The sequence below is a fragment of the Intrasporangium oryzae NRRL B-24470 genome (assembly GCF_000576595.1).
GTDB classification, from domain to species: Bacteria; Actinomycetota; Actinomycetes; order Actinomycetales; family Dermatophilaceae; genus Intrasporangium_C; species Intrasporangium_C oryzae.
In genome coordinates, this window is sequence record NZ_AWSA01000018.1 from 1 (window position 1) to 18,558 (window position 18,558).

Here is an 18,558-nt window from a genome sequence, read left to right on the forward strand (position 1 = left end):
CCCGGGACCCTGCCCGCGAGCCGGCCCATGGCCTCGCCGGGGATGCCGGGCCAGCGACGCGACCGGCGCGGACGGGCTTGCGCCTCAGACGCCGCGGCGGCCCGGAGCCGGTGTGTCAGCGCCGATGCGTCGTCGCCGCCGACGACGACCTCGACCGGCTCGGGCGCGGCCGCATCGAAGAAGAGGCGCGCTACCTCGCCTGACGAGGGCCGCAGCGACGGGTCGGGGTCGATGCACCGCGCCACGAGCTGCCCCAGCTCCGGACCGACGTGACTGCGGACGGTATCGGGGTCGAGGCGGAGCAGGGTGTCGGGAGCGCCGTTGCCGGTCAGGCAGAACCACGCCAGCGCACCGAGGGAGAACACGTCGCTCGCCTCGGTCGGGACGTCACCGGATCGGACCTCCGGGGCGACGAAGCCGGGCGTGCCGTGGACGTCGCCGGAGCCCTGGCCGGCGATGTGCGAGGCCCCGAGGTCGAGCAGGACCGGGCGGCCGTCGGCGCGCACCATGACGTTGCGTGCGGAGATGTCACCGTGCACTCCCCCGGCCGCGTGGAGGGCCGCGACCGCCTCGCACACGGGGCTGACGACGGTGACCGTCTCACCCGGCTGGAGATGCCCCCGCGCCCCGACGAGGGCGGAGAGCAGGATCCCACGGACGAGGTCGAACACCAGTGCCGACCGACCGTCGTCGAGCTCGACGACGTCGCGGAGCGAGACGAGGTGCTCGTGGCGGACCGCCATGAGGACGTGTCGCTCGAGAAGCCCACGGGCGAGGCCCTGCTCGTCGGGCGGGCCGGTCGGCACCTTGATGGCGACGGGACGGCCGGTGGCGTCCGCCCCCGACCAGACGGTGCTGAAGGCCCCCTGCCCTATGAGGGCGTCGACGCGGAGTCCGGGGACCTGGGGACGTGGCTGGGCTGGCTGGGCTGGCTGGGGTGGCTGCGTCACGATGTCATCGTCACAGGCACGCGCCCGGACGCGTCGGCGTCATCCACAGGCCTTGCTACCGGACCCCGCTCAGACCCGTCCTCGCCCGCCCTGCGCCGACCTGCCCGGCCCGGCCACCCGAGAGCCCCGTGGGGCCGGCGCGCGCCTGCCGTCCGCCTCAGTCCGCCTGCCCGGGCGTCAGGACCGGGACGACCCGACCGTCGCGTGAGCTGACCCGCGCCGCGTCGATGACCGCGAGCACGTGCACGGCGTCGCGAGGGTCCACGGGCATGCGCACCTGCGGGTCGTCGGACACGATCGCGCCGGCGACCGCCCGGTAGAAGTCGGCCTGGTCCGCGCCGGTGACGACCGGACCGTGCTCTCGCTCGTCGCCCCGCACGATCCAGCCGATGGCGTCGCCGTCGTTGGCGAACTCGGTGAAGGCGCTCACGTCGTCGACCTGCTTGCCGATGACGTAGGCGCCGGCAGAGCCGTTGAGGCGGGCCCGGGGGCCGGGTGCACCGTTGACGGAGCTCGCCATGACGTGGCTGACGATCCCCGAGACGTGCCGGCATGCCACGAAGGTGTCGTCCTCCCCCACGGTCGTCCGGGCGTCGAGCTCGGCATAGACCGACTCGACCTCGCCGTGGAGGAGCACGGCCTGGTCGATGAGGTGGGAGTGGAGGTCGAGCAGCAGGCCGCCGCCCTCTTCGGGCCCGACCTGCTCGCGCCACCGCTCCTTCGGGACGGGTCGCCAGCGGTCCCAGCGGTATTCGGCCCGCCAGATGTCACCGATCAGCCCCTCGTCGCGGACGGTCGTGAGGGCCCTCTGCTCGGGGTCGAACCGACGGTTGTTGAAGACGGTCAACGGCACGCCGTGGTGGGCGGCGAGGTCGACGACGCCGAGGGCGAGGCCGGAGTCGACGGCAAGCGGCTTGTCGACGACGAGCGGCACGCCGGCGGCGATGACCTGCTCGGCCTGCGTCGCGTGGACGCCGCTGGGTGAGGCAAGGACGACGAGGTCGAGACCCTCGACGCCGAGGAGCGCCTCGAGGTCGGGGACGACCTCTGCACCCGGGTGGTCGGCGCGGACCTCGTCGGCGCGCGTGGCGTTGGAGGTCGACACCGCTGCCACGGTGAGTCCGGCGCGCACGATGAGCGGGGCGTGGATCCCGCGACCGGCCGAGCCGTATCCGACGAGGCCGACGCGAAGGGCAGGAGACGTGGGGTCCGGGCTGGGCGGCATACGGCAACCCAACCACATCAGGTGCCCGGGGCACTCGACCGCGCGGCGTACCCTGACCGCATGCGTTTCGTCCACCTCGGTCTCGACCCCGACTTCGTCGACTACGAGCAGGCCTGGCAGATCCAGCGCGACACCCACGCCAAGGTCGTCAGCGGTGAGGAGCCCGACACCGTCTACCTGCTCGAGCACCGGCCGGTCTACACCGCGGGCAAGCGCACCGAGCCCCAGGAACGCCCGGTCGACGGCACGCCGGTCGTCGACGTCGACCGCGGCGGCAAGATCACCTGGCACGGGCCCGGCCAGATCACCGGCTACCCGATCGTCCGGCTCCCGGCCCCGATCGACGTTGTCGGCTACGTCCGCCACCTCGAGGAGATGATGATCCGGGTGTGCGCCGACTTCGGCGTCGAGGCCGGACGCGTCGAGGGCGAGAGCGGCACGTGGATCGCCGCCGACGAGCGGGGACCGCGGCGCAAGATCGGCGCCATCGGCATCCGGGTCAGCCGTCAGGTCGCGATGCACGGCTTCGCCTTCAACTGCAACCCCGACCTGTCGTGGGGCGAGGTCATCATCCCGTGCGGCATCGTCGGCGCCGGGGTCACATCGCTGTCGTTCGAGCTCGGGCGCGACGTGCCGGTGACCGAGGTGCTTCCCCACGTCGAGAAGCACCTCGCCGACGTCCTTCCCGGGCTCCGACCGAACGGGCGGGTCCTCAGCACCTCCGACTGACCCACGGACGTGGCCGCAGCCGCCACAAAACGGGTTGATGGCATGAGTGTGACGGCGGTTGGCTGAGCAGATGAACCGGATCCCGATCCATGTCGAGCGCGCCACCGACCAGGAGCGATTCCTGGCCACCGACCACACGGTGTGGTTCCTCGAGTCCCCGGCCGCCCCGACGGAGGACCAGCTCGTCGGCCTGCCGCCCGACCGCCGCTTCGCCGCCCACGTCGAGGGCGCCGACCCGGGTACGTACCCCGGCATCTACGGCGTCTTCCCCCTGACGCTCGCGATCCCCGGTCCCTCCGCCGAGACTCGGCACCTATCCTGTGCGGGCCTCACCTGGGTCGGCGTCCACCCTGACCACCGCCGCCGGGGCGTCCTCACCGCGATGCTGCGCCACCACCTCGAGCAGGTCCACGAGGACCCCGACGTCCACGTCTCGGCCCTGCACGCGAGCGAGCCGGCCATCTACGGACGGTTCGGCTACGGCCTCGCCTCGCTCGAGCACGAGGTGACGCTGAGCCGCGGAACGAAGCTCACGGCTCCCCACCTCGAGGATGGCGCGGCCGGCATGACGACGCAGTTCGTGACCTTGTCCGACCCTGGTGTCACGGGTCGCCTGCGCGACTGTCACCTCGAGCTCGCCGAACCGGGCTCGGTCGTGGGCGAGATCGAGTACTACGAGCGGATCGGCACCGAGTTCCCCGAGCACCTGCGTGAGAAGGAGCGCCTGCGCGTCCTGTTCGCGCGTCGAGGCGGTCACGACGTCGGCTTCGCCGTGTTCCGCCGCAGGCAGAAGTGGGAGCGAGCGCGTCCCTCCGGTGAGCTCGTGGTCTGGGCCCTCGTCGGGGAACCGGCAGCCCGGCTGGCCCTGCTTCGTCGACTCGTGGACTTCGACCTCGTCGGCGCGGTGAAGGTCGGCAACGTGGGGGTGGACGACCCGCTCCTGCGCTGGGTCGGCGGACCCCGGGGCGCCGTCGACGTGGCCACCTACGACAACCTATGGATCCGCCTCGTCGACCTACCCCAGGCGCTGGCGGCCCGCGCCTGGAGCGCGCCGTGCGACCTCGTCGTCGAGGTGTCCGACCCGGCCGCACCGTGGAACGAGGGCACGTGGCGCATTCACGCCGAGGAGGGCGGGAGTGCCACCGTCGAGCGGTCGACGGCGGTGGCCGACCTTCACGTGGGCGTGGACGCCCTCGGGTCCGCCTACCTCGGGGGCGGCAACGTCGTCGCCCTCCAGCGCGCAGGGCTCGTGACGGAACGCAGCCCGGGTGCGGCCGTGCGGCTGTGGCGGGCCTTGCGCACCGACCTCGCACCTGCGGCGGCCATCGGGTTCTGAGCCCCTGCAGCCCCGCACGCGGGCCGGCAACCACCACGGCGAACCTACGCCGGCGGTCCGTTGACCCCTCCTTCCCCCGGGTCTAGATTCGGGATGCGTCGCCGTGGGCCACCCACGCTGTGGCGCGGCCTCACAGGAGTCCCTGGAGGTTGATCGTGAAGAAGCTCATCGCACCTCTCGCGGCGGCGACCGTCGCGGCTGCCGGGCTCGTCGCCGGAGGCACCGCCTCCGCAGCGTCGCCCACCTATGACATCACCACCCTGGCCGGGAAGGTCGCCTCGGTCCGCGCGACGGGGAGCCCGCAGGTCAGGTTCTCCGCCCTCCTCGAGGAGGAGTCGTCCGACCCGTCCTTCGACGGTCCCTTCTCGCCGGCCATCACGCCGACATACGTCCTCTCGAGCCCGCTCGACGGGACGTCGGTCCTCGCGCCCGACGTCACGGTCAACCGGGACACGGCCGCCGCGCCGCAGAACGAGACCGCCGTCGCCGTCGACCCCAACAACCCGAACCGCGTCGTCGCCGGCGCCAACGACTACGTCACGCGGACGTGGTCGTGCACCGTCTCCGGCACCCCGTGCAGCGCGCTCGGGGACGCCTACTCCGGCAGCTATGTGTCCAACGACGGAGGGACGACCTGGCAGGGACTGTCCACTGACCCCGGCCATCTCGGCACGCTCGTCCCGGGCGTCACCCACCTGTCCGGCGGCCCGTACGACGCCGGCGGCGACCCGGCCGTCGCGTTCGACAGCCGCGGCACCGTCTTCTACGCCGGCCTCGGCTTCGACCGGACGTCGCCGCCGAACACCGTGACCGTCAACCGCGGCACGTTCAGCGGCTCGGGCTCGCTGACGTGGAGCGCCCCGACCTTCATCAACCCGACGACGTCGCCGGCCGTACTCAACGACAAGGAGTGGGTCGCGGCCGACTCCCACGTGGGCAGCCCCTTCCGTGACCGCGTCTACGTGTCGTGGACCCGCTACGTGTTCAACCCGATCAACGGCAACTACGTCCAGTCGCCGATCTTCTTTGCGTCGTCGAGCGACGGAGGCACGACCTTCACGACGCCCAAGGCGATCTCCGGCAAGGTCCTCTTCGACCAGGGCTCCCGCCCGGTCGTCGCTCCGGACGGCTCGCTGTACGTCTTCTTCGAGGGTGCGACTCGGCTCGACAGCCTGAGCTCGACCTACGTCGTGAAGTCCACCGACGGCGGGGCCACGTGGGGCAAGCCGGTCGCCATCGCCACCGTCGTCGACAGCCACGTCCTGACCGACACCGCCTTCCGCGACAACAGCTTCCCGGCGGCAGCCGTCGCACCCGACGGCACGCTCTACGCGACGTGGACGACGATGATGGGCAGCACATCCACCGCCGTCTACAGCACGTCCACCGACGGCGGAGCGACGTGGACGGCGCCGCAAGCGGACTTCGTCCCCGCCCTGCGCACCTCGGTCGGATACCCGGCCAGCCAGCCGAGTGGTGGCACGCTCAACGCCCCGTCCCCGACCCAGGCGGAGGACATCTTCCCCGCCGTCGGCGTGGGTCCCGACGGCCACGTCCACCTCGGCGCCTACCGCGGCGACGTCGTCTCGCCGTGGCAGACCTGCGCGAGCGGCCCGCCCCCACCGGTCGGGCGCATCACGTGCGACGCCCTCGGCGACTACATCAACAACACGCGTCTCGACTACGTCGTCCGCGACCTGAGCTCGGCGCAGGTCGTCGTCAGCACGCACCCGATCAACACCCGCTACGGCTTCGGCGGCGGCTTCTTCGGCGACTACACCGACCTCGCGGTCGGGGCCGACGGCATCGTCCACGCCTTCTGGACCGACAGCAACAACGTCCAGCAGGTCGTCTGGTTCTACGGCGCCGAGTTCACGCCGACGCTGATCCACCAGGAGGACGTCGTCATGCGCTCGGGCGCCCTCTGAGCGAGGCGCCGAGCATCGAGCACACGTATGCCGCCGGGCCGGGCCCGGCGGCATACGTGTCGTTCCGGACCTCCACGGGCACGGGTCCGTGTCCCGCCCTCGGAGGTCCGCCCAACCCCTAGGGTGTCGCTGACAACTCACTCGGGGCCCTCAGGGGGGACACATGGACGTCGCCGTCCGCACCACCAGCCTGCGCAAGACCTATCTCAGTCGAGGGAGCCGCCGCGTCGCCGTGCAGGGGCTCACCATGACCGTTCCGGCGGGAGGGGTCCACGGGTTCCTCGGGCCCAACGGCTCCGGCAAGACGACGACGATCCGGATGCTCCTCGGCCTCATCCGCCCCGACTCGGGCACGGCCGAGATCTTCGGTGTGCCGGTCCCGAAGCGGCTGCCCGACGTCGTCGACCGGGTCGGGGCGATCGTCGAGTCGCCGAAGTTCTTCCCGGCGTTCACGGGTCGGCAGAACCTCCGCCTCCTCGCCGACGCGATCGGCGCGCCCGCGAGCCGGGTGGAGGAGGTCCTCGAGGCGACCCACCTCGGAGACTGCGGACGCGACCGGTTCGCGTCGTACTCGCTCGGCATGAAGCAGCGCCTCGCGATCGCCGCGACCCTGCTCAAGGACCCCGAGCTGCTCATCTTCGACGAGCCGACCAACGGCCTCGACCCGGCCGGGATCAGGGAGGTCCGCGACACGATGAGAGCCCTTGCGGCGCAGGGCAAGACCGTCCTCGTCAGCTCGCACATCCTCGCCGAGGTCGAGCAGGTCGCAGACACGGTCTCGATCATCGGGCACGGCGCCCTCCTCGCCGAGGGGCCGGTCGCCGACATCCTCGGTGGCGGAGGGGCGGCACAGGTCCGGGTCGGCGTGGGCAGCCCCGACCAGGCGGCGGTCATCCTCGAGGAGCAGGGCCACGTGGTCACCCGGGAGGGCGACCACCTCCTCGTCACGGCCGACGACCCGTCCGCGGTGACGCGGGCGCTCGCCGGGCACGGTCTCTACGTCAACGAGCTGACCCCGGTCCGCCCCGACCTCGAGGACGCGTTCCTCGCCCTGACGGCCGACCAGGGACTGGGCTCGGAGTCCGACCGGCAAGCCGGCGGCCTGGCCATGGGGGGTGCGGCATGAGCGGCACGCTGCTGACAGCGGAGGCCCGCGCCAAGGCGGAGGTGCGCCCGACGGGCACGTCCTTCGTCGGCCTGGTCGGTGTCGAGCTCCGGCGCCTCTGGTGGCGCAGGCTCACCAAGGCGGTGCTCGTCGCCGTCGTCGTGCTCGTCGGTGTCGCGACGTACTCCGTCCACCAGCAGATCAGGCCGGAGGCGATCGCGCAGCGGCTCGACGACTACCGGGCGATGGTCGCCGAGCAGCAGCGCCAGCTCGACGCGATGTCCCCAGAGGACAAGGCCGCGCAGCTGGCGGAGTGCAGGCGTGGAGAAGCGGCGGCCCAGAGCCAGGACCCGAACGCCTCCTTCGGATGCGACCGGATGTTCGCGCTGCCGAGCCCCGAGAGCTTCGGGCTCCTCAACACCGCGCGCGACCAGGTCACGCTCGGCCTCGCGAAGACCGGGGTCTACTTCTTCGGCTTCCTCGCCTTCCTCCTCGGCGCCAGCTTCATCGCCGCCGAGTTCGCGAGCGGCGCCATGGGCAACTGGCTCACCTTCCAGCCCCGGCGCCTGCGCGTCGGTGCGGCCAAGCTGCTCGCCGCACTCGGCGGCGGCCTCGCCATCGGCGTCCTCGGGGTCGGGCTCTCGGCCGCGGGCGCGGCCCTCGTGACGACGGTCAACCGGCCCGATGCCGCAGTGGGCCTCCCCGAGGTCCCGCCCGCTGGTGGCTCGGTCACCGAGAGCCTGCTGCGCATCGTCGCGGTGGTGGCCCTCGGCGGGTTCGGTGGAGCCGTCGTCGGCCTCCTCCTCCGGAGCACGGCGGGGGTCATCGGCCTCGTCATCGGGTGGAGCATCGTCGCCGAGGGATTCGTCGCCAACGTCTTCGGCGAGGGCCGGCTCCAGCCGTGGTTGCTGCGGCTCAACATCGACGCGTTCCTCGAGAAGGGGTCGACATACGTCGTGACCGTGTGCAGGGCCGACGGCTGCACGGGCCAGTCGGCGGTCAACACCTACACCCACGGCTGGGTCTACCTGCTGACCTTCGCCCTCGTCGGGGCCGCCCTCGCGCTCGCCTCCTTCCGCCGCCGCGACGTCACCTGACCGGCTCGTCCGGGGCCGTATGCCGCCGGTCCGGGTCGCGCTCCTGGGGGCGCGGTCCCGGCCCAGCGGCATACGGCCGATGTGGAGGTGCTCGGGGCCCGGCGTAGGCTGGGGCCCAGCATCCGCCACCCCCGAGGAGCTCCCCTGTGACTGTCGCACCCGACGGTCGTCGACTGCTGCGCGTCGAGGCGCGCAACGCCGAGACCCCCATCGAGCGCAAGCCGTCGTGGATCCGCACGACCGCCAAGATGGGCCCCGAGTACACCGCCCTGCACTCCATGGTGAAGAGCGAGGGCCTGCACACGGTGTGCCAGGAGGCCGGCTGCCCCAACATCTTCGAGTGCTGGGAGGACAAGGAGGCCACCTTCCTCATCGGTGGCGACACGTGCACCCGGCGCTGCGACTTCTGCGACATCGCGACCGGCAGGCCGACGGCGCTCGACCTCGACGAGCCGCGGCGCGTCGCGGAGTCCGTCCGGCAGATGGGCCTGCGCTACTCCACGGTGACCGGTGTGGCGCGTGACGACCAGCCGGACGGCGCGGCGGGGCTCTACGCCGAGACGATCCGCCAGATCCACCTGCTCAACCCCAACACGGGCGTCGAGATCCTCCCGCCCGACTTCGGTGCGAAGCCCGAGCTCGTCGGCCAGGTCTTCGACGCGCGACCCGAGGTGTTTGCGCACAACCTCGAGACGGTCCCGCGGATCTTCAAGCGGATCCGGCCCGCGTTCACGTACGAGAAGTCCCTCACGGTGCTGACCATGGCCCGCGAGGCCGGGCTCGTCACGAAGTCCAACCTCATCCTCGGCATGGGCGAGACCGACGCCGAGATCGAGGAGGCCATCCGCGACCTCCACGACGCCGGGTGCGACATCCTCACGATCACGCAGTACCTCCGCCCCTCCAAGCTCCACCACCCGATCGACCGGTGGGTCAAGCCGGAGGAGTTCGTCCACTGGTCCGACGTTGCCGAGGAGCTGGGCTTCAAGGGCGTCATGGCGGGTCCGCTGGTCCGTTCGTCGTACCGCGCCGGGCGCCTCTGGGCGACGGCCATGCGCAAGTGGGGCCGCGAGATCCCGGCCCACCTGGCCCACCTCGCCGAGGCTGCCGGGTCCCCCGCCCGCCAGGAGGCGGCGTCGTTGGTGGCCCGCGCCGAGAGCGCCGTATCCTGATCACCATGGCACGCAACAAGGACGGCGACACCACCTCGCCCACGCAGAAGAAGCAGGGACGGCTCTCCCAGATCCTCGACGTCTACCGGATGTCGAAGACCGCTGACCCGACCATCGGGTGGTGGATGCTCCTCGCCTTCCTCGTCACCTTCGGCGTGCTGCTCGTCGTCGGCATCATCCTCGGCCACGCAATCCTTTTCGGCATCTTCGGCGTCCTCTTCGGCGTGCTCGCGGCGACGATCATGATGAGCCGCCGGGCCGAGCGAGCCGCCTACTCCCAGATCGAAGGGCAGGCCGGCGCCGCCGGTGCCGCGCTGACCTCGATCCGCCGCGGCTGGTACACCGACCGCGAGCCGGTGGCTGCAGATGTGGCCCGTCCGGGCGACATCGCGTCGGCCGCCATGGTCTACCGCGCGCTCGGGCGTCCGGGCGTCGTCCTCGTCGGCGAGGGCCCGACGAGCCGCGTGCAGAAGCTGCTCGCCTCCGAGAAGAAGCGCGTCGAGCGCGTCGCCCCCGGCGTCCCGGTCACGACCCTCCGCGTCGGCAACGGCGAGGGCGAGATCCCGCTGACCAAGCTCGCCGGGAAGGTCCAGCGCCTCAAGCCCCAGATCACCAAGGACGAGATGGCGCTCGTCAACAAGCGCCTCAAGGCGCTCGGCGGCATCCGTCCCCCGCTGCCTGCCGGCGTCGACCCGATGCGGGCGCGGATGGACCGCAAGGCGCTCCGCGGCAAGTGACCCTGCTTCAACGCTGCTCGAGCTGTGCTCGGGTGCTGCTCGGGTGTGCAGAAGGGGCCGGCTCCTCGAGGAGCCGGCCCCTTCTGCGTGTCCGCGGGCGGGTCAGCGGGTGCGGACGATGACGGTGTTGGGGATCCGGTCGTGCAGGCCCCGCCCGTCGACGTCCCAGATCACGGCAGGGACGAAGAGGCAGAGGAGCACGGTGCGACCGAGCGCCTGCAGGGGGCGAACCGGGCCGCCGCCGACCGAGCGCACCTGCAGGCCCACGACGCGGTGACCGATGGTCGAGCCCAGGGTCCCGACGAGGAGCAGGTGCATGACGGCGAAGACACCGAGCACGACGAAGGTGTCGCTGCCCTTCGGCGTGACGGCCGAGAACGGCAGCGGTACGTGGAAGAGCCCGGCCGCGATGAAGGTCGCGATCGCCCAGTCGATGGCGACGCCGACGAGCCGGGGACCGAAGGAGGCGATCGCGCCCGGCCCGCTCTGCGGCATACCGAGACGTTGCCCGCGCCACTCTCCCGGGTTGGTCCGGGCCCGCGGGCCCTCGAGCCACGATCCGACATCCTTGCGGTCCACCACGGACCCAGCGTAACGAGACGCGAACGGGACCGCCTCGTCGGGGGCGTCCGGACGTAACACCGGCGAAACACGCGGGTCATTGACGAGAAATGGCCCGCCACTAGTGTCGACCTCGACAGCACGGGGCCGTCGCCCTCGTCTCGTTGTGTCGAGATCCGGTGACGACCTCGCCCCACATCAGGAGGTTGGATGTTCAGCTCAGCTGACGAGGTCCTCAAGTACATCAAGGACGAGGACGTCAAGTTCGTCGACATTCGGTTCTGCGATCTGCCCGGTGTCATGCAGCACTTCAACGTGCCGGCTGAGTCGGTCGACGAGGACTTCTTCACCGTTGGTCAGATGTTCGACGGGTCCTCGATCCGCGGCTTCCAGGCGATCCACGAGTCCGACATGAAGCTCGTGCCCGACCCCGCCACCGCCTTCATCGACCCCTACCGCGCCGAGAAGACGCTGGTCATGAACTTCTCGATCCTCGACCCTTTCACGGACGAGCGCTACAGCCGCGACCCGCGCAACATCGCGAGCAAGGCCGAGGAGTACCTCAAGTCGACCGGCATCGCCGACACCGCCTACTTCGGTGCCGAGGCCGAGTTCTACGTCTTCGACGACGTCCGCTTCGAGACGAAGCAGAACGCCGGCTACTACTTCATCGACTCCGTCGAGGCCGCGTGGAACACCGGCCGCGAGGAGGAGGGCGGCAACAAGGGGTACAAGACCCGCTACAAGGGCGGCTACTTCCCCGTCTCCCCCGTCGACCACTTCGCCGACTTCCGCGACAAGATCTGCCTCGAGCTGAAGCAGGTCGGTCTCAACGTCGAGCGCAGCCACCACGAGGTCGGCACCGCCGGCCAGATGGAGATCAACTACCGCTTCAACACGCTCCTGCACTCCGGCGACGACCTCATGAAGTTCAAGTACGTCGTCAAGAACTCCGCCTGGGCGCAGGGCCACACGGCCACCTTCATGCCGAAGCCGCTCTTCGGTGACAACGGCTCGGGCATGCACACGCACCAGTCGCTCTGGAAGGACGGCGAGCCCCTCTTCTACGACGAGCGCGGCTACGGCGGCCTCTCGGACATCGCGCGGTGGTACATCGGCGGTCTGCTCAAGCACGCGCCGTCCCTGCTCGCCTTCACGAACCCGACGGTCAACTCCTACCACCGCCTGGTCCCCGGCTACGAGGCTCCGGTCAACCTCGTCTACTCCGCGCGCAACCGCTCGGCCTGCGTCCGCATCCCGATCACGGGCACCTCGCCCAAGGCCAAGCGCATCGAGTTCCGCGTGCCGGACCCGTCGGCCAACCCGTACCTCTGCTTCGCCGCCCAGCTCATGGCCGGCCTCGACGGCATCAAGAACCGCATCGAGCCCCCGGAGCCGGTCGACAAGGACCTCTACGAGCTGCCGCCCGAGGAGCACGCTGCGATCCAGCAGGTTCCGGGCTCGCTCCCCGAGGTGCTCGACGCGCTCGAGGTCGACCACGACTACCTGCTCGAGGGCGACGTGTTCACGAAGGACCTCATCGAGGCCTGGATCGAGTACAAGCGCAAGAACGAGGTGGACCCGATCCGCTTCCGTCCGCACCCGCACGAGTTCGAGATGTACTTCGACATCTGACCCTCAGATGCCGTCTGACCTGCGCTTTTGCGGTCACGCTGCGCTCCTTGGCCGCAGATAGTCCGCACGTCGTGCAATCCAGCGAGTCCGCTCGTGCTGCCAGCACCACCGCAACGGCAGCGCGGGCGGACTCGTCTGTGTCCGGCGCTTCAGCCGTTCCTGGATCGCCGCGCCTTGATCAGCGCGATGACCACGCAGGCAACCAGGAGCACCAGGGCAAGGATGTAGATCCCCGGCGCCTTGAACAGCACGCCGAGCGCAAAGCACACCAGGCCCGCGAGGCCCAGCGCGATCGCCCAGATCACGCCCTTGCTGAGGCCGCCCCCAAAGTCATCGCTCATACCCGCACCGTAGCCCTGAGCAGCCGCACGAGTTGCCTGTTCGTGTGAGACGCGCCGACACGCGCCGAGTCATGCTGTGGCGTTTAGCGAGCTTCAGGACGTCTGGCGCGTCGCCGACCGTACCCATCTGCCGGCGCCCGCGCGGCGGGCCTCGCGCCTCTGCCCGGCCTCTGACCGGCCTCTGACCGGCCTCTGACGGGTCTCTGACGGGTCTCAGTCCCGCTCGAAGGTGACGAGCAACCCCTCCACGCCTCCCGGCCCGACGCGGCCCTTCACCTCGACGGAGGTGATCGCCTTGAGCCTCCAGCCCTTCGAGCCGTGCTCGTTGAGCACCTTCTCGAGCTTGTCGCCCGACATCTTGCCTCCGACGAGGCCCTCTCGAAGCTCCACGACCTTGTACTGCGGCACTGCTCCTCCTCCGCTCGCGTTGCCTCGACCGTACCCGGCGGGGACCACGCCGACCCCCGGTTCGGCGCGGGCAGAACCAGCCGGCCTCGATGCCGGGCCGGGGACAGGGCCTTTCGAGGCCGGGACCAGTGCGGTTGACTGGGTGCGGACCGACACCCGTGCCCGACATCGAGACTGCATCGAGACGAGGACCCATGAGCGAGAACGACTCCGTCAACACCTCGGTCCCACCGAGCGGGACCGGCTGCTCCGAGTGCGACGACCTGTCGCCCCAGGGCTGGTGGTTCCACCTGCGGCGGTGCGCGACCTGCGGACACATCGGCTGCTGCGACTCCTCCCCGGGACAGCACGCCTCGGCGCACTACGCGCAGACCGGTCACCGCCTCATCCAGAGCTTCGAGCCGGACGAGGACTGGTTCTACGACTACGGCTCGGACGAGATGCGCAGCGGCCCCGAGCTGGCCCCGCCGACCTCTCACCCCGAGTCCCAGCCGGTGCCCGGGCCCGAGGGCCGCGTGCCGGCGGACTGGATGAACCGCCTGCACCGCTGAGCCCGCCACCGCGGATCGAGGCGTATGCCGCTGGGCCGGCCCAGCGGCATACCCCTCCTCCGCGACGGGCTCGGCGGTCCCCGCTAGGCTCGCGTGCCATGTCCGCGGGCCTCGGGAACCCTGTCTTCGACGAGCTCATCGAGGCGGCCGCGCCGCAGGTGCTGGCTGGTGCGCACCGTCGGGACCTCCCACCGGAGGAGGGAGGACGCTGGCCTGTCAGCATCGTCGTCCGCCCCGCGGAGCCCGTGCGCGACGTCCTGGAGGGACTCATGCGCACGGCTCTCGGCTTCGTCGGCCCGGGCCACTTCCTCACCGGGCGCGCCGACTCCGCGCACCTCACGGTCCGTGCCCTCGAGCCCTACCGTGACCTGTCCAGCCGAGAGGACCCGGTCACGGCCGACTGGACCGCTGCCCTCGAGCGCGGCTGCCGCCGCGACGAGGCCGCTCGTTCGGGCTCGTCAGGTTGCGCGGGTCAGGCCGCGTGCGAGCGGGTCGCGGGTGTCGCGTAGGCCTCGTCGACGGCCGAGCGGACGTGTCCGTGGGGCCACGTGAGGGCGACACCGATGAGCAGGGCGAGGCAGACGGCGGCGCTCAACGCCACGCCGACGGGTGGGTTCGTCGCCTGGGCCAGCGACCCCGCGACGAGGAACGACGCGCCGGCGGCGCCGACTGCCACGGCTCCGGCCAGGCTGAAGATGCGCCCACGGAGGGCGGGCTCCGTCACCAGCGCGAAGGTCGACTGGAGCGGGACCATGAACGACTGGAGCATGCCGCTCGCGAAGAAGAGGACGGCGACGACCCAGACGGGCGGGTCGAGCGCGAGGAGGAGGAGCGGCAGCGGCATGGCGATGGCCAGCTGCAGCATCGAGGCGTTCTGGTCGTGGACGTCGCGCCGCCCGATGAGCACGATGCCGACGACGGCCCCGATGATCGGCGACGCCATGAGCACCCCACCCCACCCGTGCTGGCCGGCGATCGGGATGGCGAGCGCCTCGGGGGCGGCGATGGCCAGGGTGGCGACGGCGCTCAGTGCCATGAGCCGCGCGAGGACGGAGTGGCGGGCGAGGTCGCCTGCTGCGGTCCCGAGGTCGCGGAGGAAGCCGCGGACTCCCTTGCCGCGAGCGCCGTCGACCGGGCGCAGCTCGACGACGACGAACACGACGACGGCGGCGACGACGAACGTCGTGAAGTCGATGAGCAGCCCGGTCCGCGGCCCGAGCAGCGCGACGAGCCCGCCGCCCACCGCGAGGCCGACGGCCTGGTTGAACTGCTCCGACATGGCCGAGAGGCCGACGGCCCGGGCGTAGAGGTGCCGGTCCTCGAAGAGGTCGGTCGTGAGGACCATGTTGGAGGCGGTGGCGGCGCCGCCGATCATCTCGAGCACGAACAGGGCCCCGAGGACGAGCCAGAGCGACGAGTTCGTCCCGACGAGGACGACGAGGACGAGCACGCAGACGGCCCGGGCGCTGTGCGCCCAGATGAGCACGTGCTTGTACGGGAAGCGGTCGACGACCGGCCCGACGAGGCTGCGTCCGAAGAAGGTCGGCACGAGGCTGACGACCAGTGCCGTCGCCGTGGCGAGAGGCGATCGCGTCCGCTCGAAGACGACCGCCGCGATCGTCACCCTCGCGATGTAGTCGCCCCACATCGACAGGGCGTTGGCGAGGAACACCGGGAGGTATCCGGGGACGCGCAGCACCTCACCGTAGGTCGGCACACCGTTCCCCTGCTTGCTCCTCGGCGTCACGCCTTGACGCTACCCCCAGGTGTGGAGTCGTAAAAGTTGAAATCAGTGGCGTGCCGACAGCGGCGGGCCACACGCCGCCAGAGCTCCCCGAGGAGCGTCGCCTCCCCAGCCGCGCGGCCGATGATCCGGCCGACACCGTCGGCGTCGCGCAGGTCCGCCGGGACGCTGTCGATGGGGCGACCGCGCCACAGCACCCCGGCGTTGCGCATGCGCGTCCCGAGCAGCCATGCCTCCCGCAGCGCCCGGGCGTCGTCGGCGGGAAGCAGCCCCTCGTCGGCGAGGCCGTCGAGCGCGGCAAGCGTCCCGGTGACCCGGAGCGAGGGGCGCGCGTGGGCATGCATCAGCTGGCCCAGCTGCACCGTCCACTCGACGTCGGTGAGTCCGCCGCGGCCGAGCTTGAGGTGCGTGCTCGGGTCGGCGCCCCGAGGGAGCCGCTCGGACTCGACCCGGGCCTTGAGCGTGCGGATGTCACGCTGCTGGCTGGCGCTCAGACCGGCGGCGGGCCAGCGCAACGGGTCGATGAGCGCGAGGAACTCGTCGGCGAGATCGGCCGGCCCCGCGACCGGGGTCGCGCGGAGCAGGGCCTGGAACTCCCACGTGAGCGCCCACCGCTCGTAGTACGTGCGGTAGGAGTCGAGGCTGCGGATGAGCGGGCCGTTCTTCCCCTCGGGCCGGAGGTCAGCGTCGAGGCCGAGCTGGGGGTCGGGCCCCGACCCGGACAGGAGCTTCTTCAGCTCCTGCACGACCTGGGTCGCGCGCGCCTGGACCTCCTCCTCGTCGGCGTCCGGGTGCGGACGGTGGACGAACATGACGTCCGCGTCGGAGGCGTAGCCGAGCTCGCCCCCACCGAGGCTCCCCATCCCGACGATGAGGATGTCGGCCCCGATCGGGCCGCCCTCGCGGGCCTCGACCTCGCCGACGGCGACGGCGAGCGACACCTCGAGCATCGCGGCCGCCAGGTCGCTGAGCGCCGCCCCGACGGCGCGCACGTCGAGCTCGCCGACGAGGTCGGCCATGACGACGCGCAGGAGCTCGTGCCTGCGGATCGACCGGACGGCGGTGACCGCGTCGGCGGCCGACTCGCGGCGCCCGGCGGCCGCCGACATCGTCGCGGCCAGCGCGGCCCTGGTGCGTGGGACCAGCCCGGTCGGGTCGCCGAGGATCGCCACGCTCTCGGGCGATCGGACGAGCAGGTCGGCCGCGAACCGGCTGCGGGCGAGGCAGTGTGCGAGCCGGTCGGCCGCCCGGCCCTCGTCGCGGAGCATCTTGAGGTACCAGTGCGTCGCGCCGAGCTCGTCGGACACCCGGCGGAAGGACAGCAGGCCGGCATCGGGGTCGGCCTCGTCGGCGAACCAGCCGAGCATGACCGGAAGCAGGGTGCGCTGGATCGCCGCGCGCCGGCTCACCCCGGTCGTCAGCGCCTCGATGTGGCGCATCGCCCCGGCAGGGTCGCGGAAGCCGAGCGCCGCGAGCCGCTCCCGGGCCGCCTCGGGGCGCAGCCGTGCCTCGCTCGGGCTGAGCCGGGCCGCCGCCGCGAGCAGCGGCCGGTAGAAGAGCCGCTCGTGGATCGTCCGGACCTCGCGGGCGATGGCCTGCCGGTCGGCGACGACGGCCTGCTCGGGATGCTTGCGATGGCCCATCGCCCGGCCGAGGCGGCGAAGGTCGGCCTCCGACTCGGGCATGAGGTGGGTGCGCCGGAGCCGGTGGAGCTGGATCCGGTGCTCGAGGCAGCGCAGGTGGCGGTAGGCCCGGTCGAGCGCTGCCGCGTCCTCGCGCCCGACGTACCCGCCGCGGGCGAGCGCTGCGAGCGCCTCGAGGGTCGTCGCCGAGCGGAGGTTGGGGTCGGCGCGTCCGTGGACGAGCTGAAGCAGCTGGACGCTGAACTCGACGTCGCGCAGCCCACCGGCACCGAGCTTGAGCTGACGCGCCGCCTCGTTGGCGGGGACGTTCTGCTCGACGCGGCGGCGCATCGCCTGCACGTCCTCGACGAAGTGGTCCCGGCTCGCCGCCTCCCAGACGAGCGGGGAGATCTCGGCCTTGTAGCGCAGCCCGAGCTCGCGGTCTCCGGCCGACACCCAGGCCTTGAGCAGGGCCTGGAACTCCCACGTCTTGGCCCACCGCACGTAGTAGGCCTTGTGGCTGCTCACCGTCCGCACGAGGGGTCCCTGCTTTCCCTCGGGCCGAAGGGCCGCGTCCACCGGCCAGAGGCTTCCCTCCGGGGTCGGTGCGGAGCAGGCCCGCATCGTCGCGGTCGCGAGCGCGGTGCCGATGCGCAGCGCCTCGTCCTCGTCGACCCCCGCGGCCGGCTCGGCGACGAAGATGACGTCGACGTCGCTGACGTAGTTGAGCTCACCTCCGCCGGTCTTGCCCATGCCGATGATGGCGAGGCGGCAGCGCTCGTGACCGGGGCCGTACTCCTCGCGGGCGATCGTCAGGGCCGCCTCGAGGGCCGCCTCGGCGAGCTCGGCGAGGGCCTCGCCGACGGCGGGCATCTGGCCGAGGGGGTCGCTCGCCGTCAGGTCGAGGGCGGCGATCCGCAGCAGCCCGCGCCGGTAGGCGACGCGCAGGGCGTCGAGCGGGGTCCGGTCACCCCGTCCGGTCGTCACGGCCGCGACGAGCTCGGCGCGGACCTCCTCACCGGTGGGTCGCGCGGCCCGGGCGGTGTCGACCCAGTGCTCCGGATGCCGCACGAGGTGGTCGACGAGCGCCGTGGACGCGCCGAGGACGGCGAGCACCCGGTCGCGCCCGGCTCCCGCCGTCGTCAGCTCGGCGGCAGCGGCGCTGATGCCGTGCCCGGGCGGATCGCCCTGAGCGGCCAGCGACTCGAGCACGCGGACGAGCCCGAGGAGCGCCTGGTCGGGGTCGACCGTGTCGCCGAGCGCGGCGATGAGGTCGGCGGGCAGGCCCGCCTCTCCCCCGGCCGCGGCGACGGGCTGGAGGGCACGGTCGTCGAGCAGCGAGGCGGCCCGGGCGGGGTCGGAGAACCCGGTCCGGGCGAGCAGGCCGGTCGTGGTGGAGGTGCGCGACGACATCCGG

At 71.8% G+C, this 18,558-nt stretch carries 17 protein-coding genes; 10 read left to right on the plus strand and 7 right to left on the minus strand.

Features of this window, described 5'->3' with window-relative positions:
* On the minus strand, positions 1 to 950 hold a 950-nt coding region (locus tag N865_RS09860; RefSeq protein WP_157557644.1), incomplete at its 3' end, for a serine/threonine-protein kinase.
* 157 nt (positions 951 to 1,107) lie between these two features.
* Complete coding sequence (locus N865_RS09865; RefSeq protein WP_034804935.1) at positions 1,108 to 2,175, minus strand: Gfo/Idh/MocA family protein; 1,068 nt, start codon at positions 2,173 to 2,175, stop codon at positions 1,108 to 1,110.
* Positions 2,176 to 2,235: 60 nt separating this feature from the next.
* On the opposite strand from N865_RS09865, the gene lipB reads away from it, so the two are divergent.
* From lipB to N865_RS09900, 7 genes are all read left to right on the plus strand, one after another.
* Positions 2,236 to 2,904: a lipoyl(octanoyl) transferase LipB gene (lipB, locus tag N865_RS09870; protein ID WP_034804938.1), complete on the plus strand. Its 669-nt coding sequence runs from the start codon at positions 2,236 to 2,238 to the stop codon at positions 2,902 to 2,904.
* Between the two features lie 70 nt (positions 2,905 to 2,974).
* Positions 2,975 to 4,240 carry a GNAT family N-acetyltransferase gene (locus N865_RS09875; RefSeq protein WP_051510424.1) on the plus strand — a complete coding sequence of 422 codons (1,266 nt, stop codon included), beginning with the start codon at positions 2,975 to 2,977 and terminating at the stop codon, positions 4,238 to 4,240.
* A gap of 155 nt (positions 4,241 to 4,395) precedes the next feature.
* Positions 4,396 to 6,168, plus strand: a complete 1,773-nt coding sequence (locus N865_RS09880) for a sialidase family protein (protein ID WP_034804941.1) — start codon at positions 4,396 to 4,398, stop codon at positions 6,166 to 6,168.
* 163 nt (positions 6,169 to 6,331) lie between these two features.
* The gene (locus N865_RS09885; protein WP_034804946.1) at positions 6,332 to 7,294 is read left to right on the plus strand and encodes an ABC transporter ATP-binding protein; all 963 of its coding nucleotides are present in this window, start codon (positions 6,332 to 6,334) and stop codon (positions 7,292 to 7,294) included.
* Entirely contained in the window at positions 7,291 to 8,370 is a 1,080-nt protein-coding gene (locus N865_RS09890) for an ABC transporter permease subunit (RefSeq protein WP_034804949.1), read from the plus strand. Before N865_RS09885 ends, N865_RS09890 begins: the two co-directional genes overlap by 4 nt.
* 146 nt (positions 8,371 to 8,516) lie before the next feature.
* Positions 8,517 to 9,542: a lipoyl synthase gene (lipA, locus tag N865_RS09895; protein ID WP_034804951.1), complete on the plus strand. Its 1,026-nt coding sequence runs from the start codon at positions 8,517 to 8,519 to the stop codon at positions 9,540 to 9,542.
* A 5-nt stretch (positions 9,543 to 9,547) separates the two neighbouring features.
* Entirely contained in the window at positions 9,548 to 10,279 is a 732-nt protein-coding gene (locus N865_RS09900; RefSeq protein WP_034804954.1) for a DUF4191 domain-containing protein, read from the plus strand.
* A 102-nt stretch (positions 10,280 to 10,381) separates the two neighbouring features.
* Here the strand turns inward: N865_RS09900 and N865_RS09905 are convergent, their stop codons facing one another.
* On the minus strand, positions 10,382 to 10,861 hold the full coding sequence (locus tag N865_RS09905) for an RDD family protein (protein ID WP_034804957.1): 480 nt from the start codon (positions 10,859 to 10,861) through the stop codon (positions 10,382 to 10,384).
* 189 nt (positions 10,862 to 11,050) lie between these two features.
* Between N865_RS09905 and glnA the strand changes: the two genes are divergently transcribed.
* Positions 11,051 to 12,475, plus strand: coding sequence for a type I glutamate--ammonia ligase (glnA, locus tag N865_RS09910; RefSeq protein WP_034804960.1), 1,425 nt, complete (start codon positions 11,051 to 11,053; stop codon positions 12,473 to 12,475).
* A gap of 149 nt (positions 12,476 to 12,624) precedes the next feature.
* Here the strand turns inward: glnA and N865_RS09915 are convergent, their stop codons facing one another.
* Together N865_RS09915 and N865_RS09920 are read right to left on the minus strand one after the other, a co-directional pair.
* Positions 12,625 to 12,816: a hypothetical protein gene (locus N865_RS09915; RefSeq protein ID WP_034804963.1), complete on the minus strand. Its 192-nt coding sequence runs from the start codon at positions 12,814 to 12,816 to the stop codon at positions 12,625 to 12,627.
* Between the two features lie 213 nt (positions 12,817 to 13,029).
* Positions 13,030 to 13,224: a DUF4177 domain-containing protein gene (locus N865_RS09920; RefSeq protein ID WP_034804966.1), complete on the minus strand. Its 195-nt coding sequence runs from the start codon at positions 13,222 to 13,224 to the stop codon at positions 13,030 to 13,032.
* 194 nt (positions 13,225 to 13,418) lie between these two features.
* Here N865_RS09920 and N865_RS09925 point away from each other — a divergent pair, with 194 nt between their 5' ends.
* The gene (locus tag N865_RS09925) at positions 13,419 to 13,775 is read left to right on the plus strand and encodes a UBP-type zinc finger domain-containing protein (RefSeq protein ID WP_034804969.1); all 357 of its coding nucleotides are present in this window, start codon (positions 13,419 to 13,421) and stop codon (positions 13,773 to 13,775) included.
* 98 nt (positions 13,776 to 13,873) lie between these two features.
* Complete coding sequence (locus N865_RS09930; protein ID WP_034804970.1) at positions 13,874 to 14,284, plus strand: hypothetical protein; 411 nt, start codon at positions 13,874 to 13,876, stop codon at positions 14,282 to 14,284.
* Here N865_RS09930 and N865_RS09935 read toward each other — a convergent pair.
* Both N865_RS09935 and N865_RS09940 read right to left on the minus strand, forming a co-directional pair.
* A complete protein-coding gene (locus N865_RS09935; protein WP_051510425.1) occupies positions 14,248 to 15,522 on the minus strand; it encodes an MFS transporter in 1,275 nt (424 codons plus the stop codon). The two genes, N865_RS09930 and N865_RS09935, sit on opposite strands and share 37 nt — an antisense overlap.
* Positions 15,519 to 18,554, minus strand: a complete 3,036-nt coding sequence (locus N865_RS09940; RefSeq protein WP_034804972.1) for a bifunctional [glutamine synthetase] adenylyltransferase/[glutamine synthetase]-adenylyl-L-tyrosine phosphorylase — start codon at positions 18,552 to 18,554, stop codon at positions 15,519 to 15,521. The genes N865_RS09935 and N865_RS09940 overlap by 4 nt, the downstream gene beginning before the upstream one ends.
* Between the last annotated feature and the right edge of the window lie 4 nt (positions 18,555 to 18,558).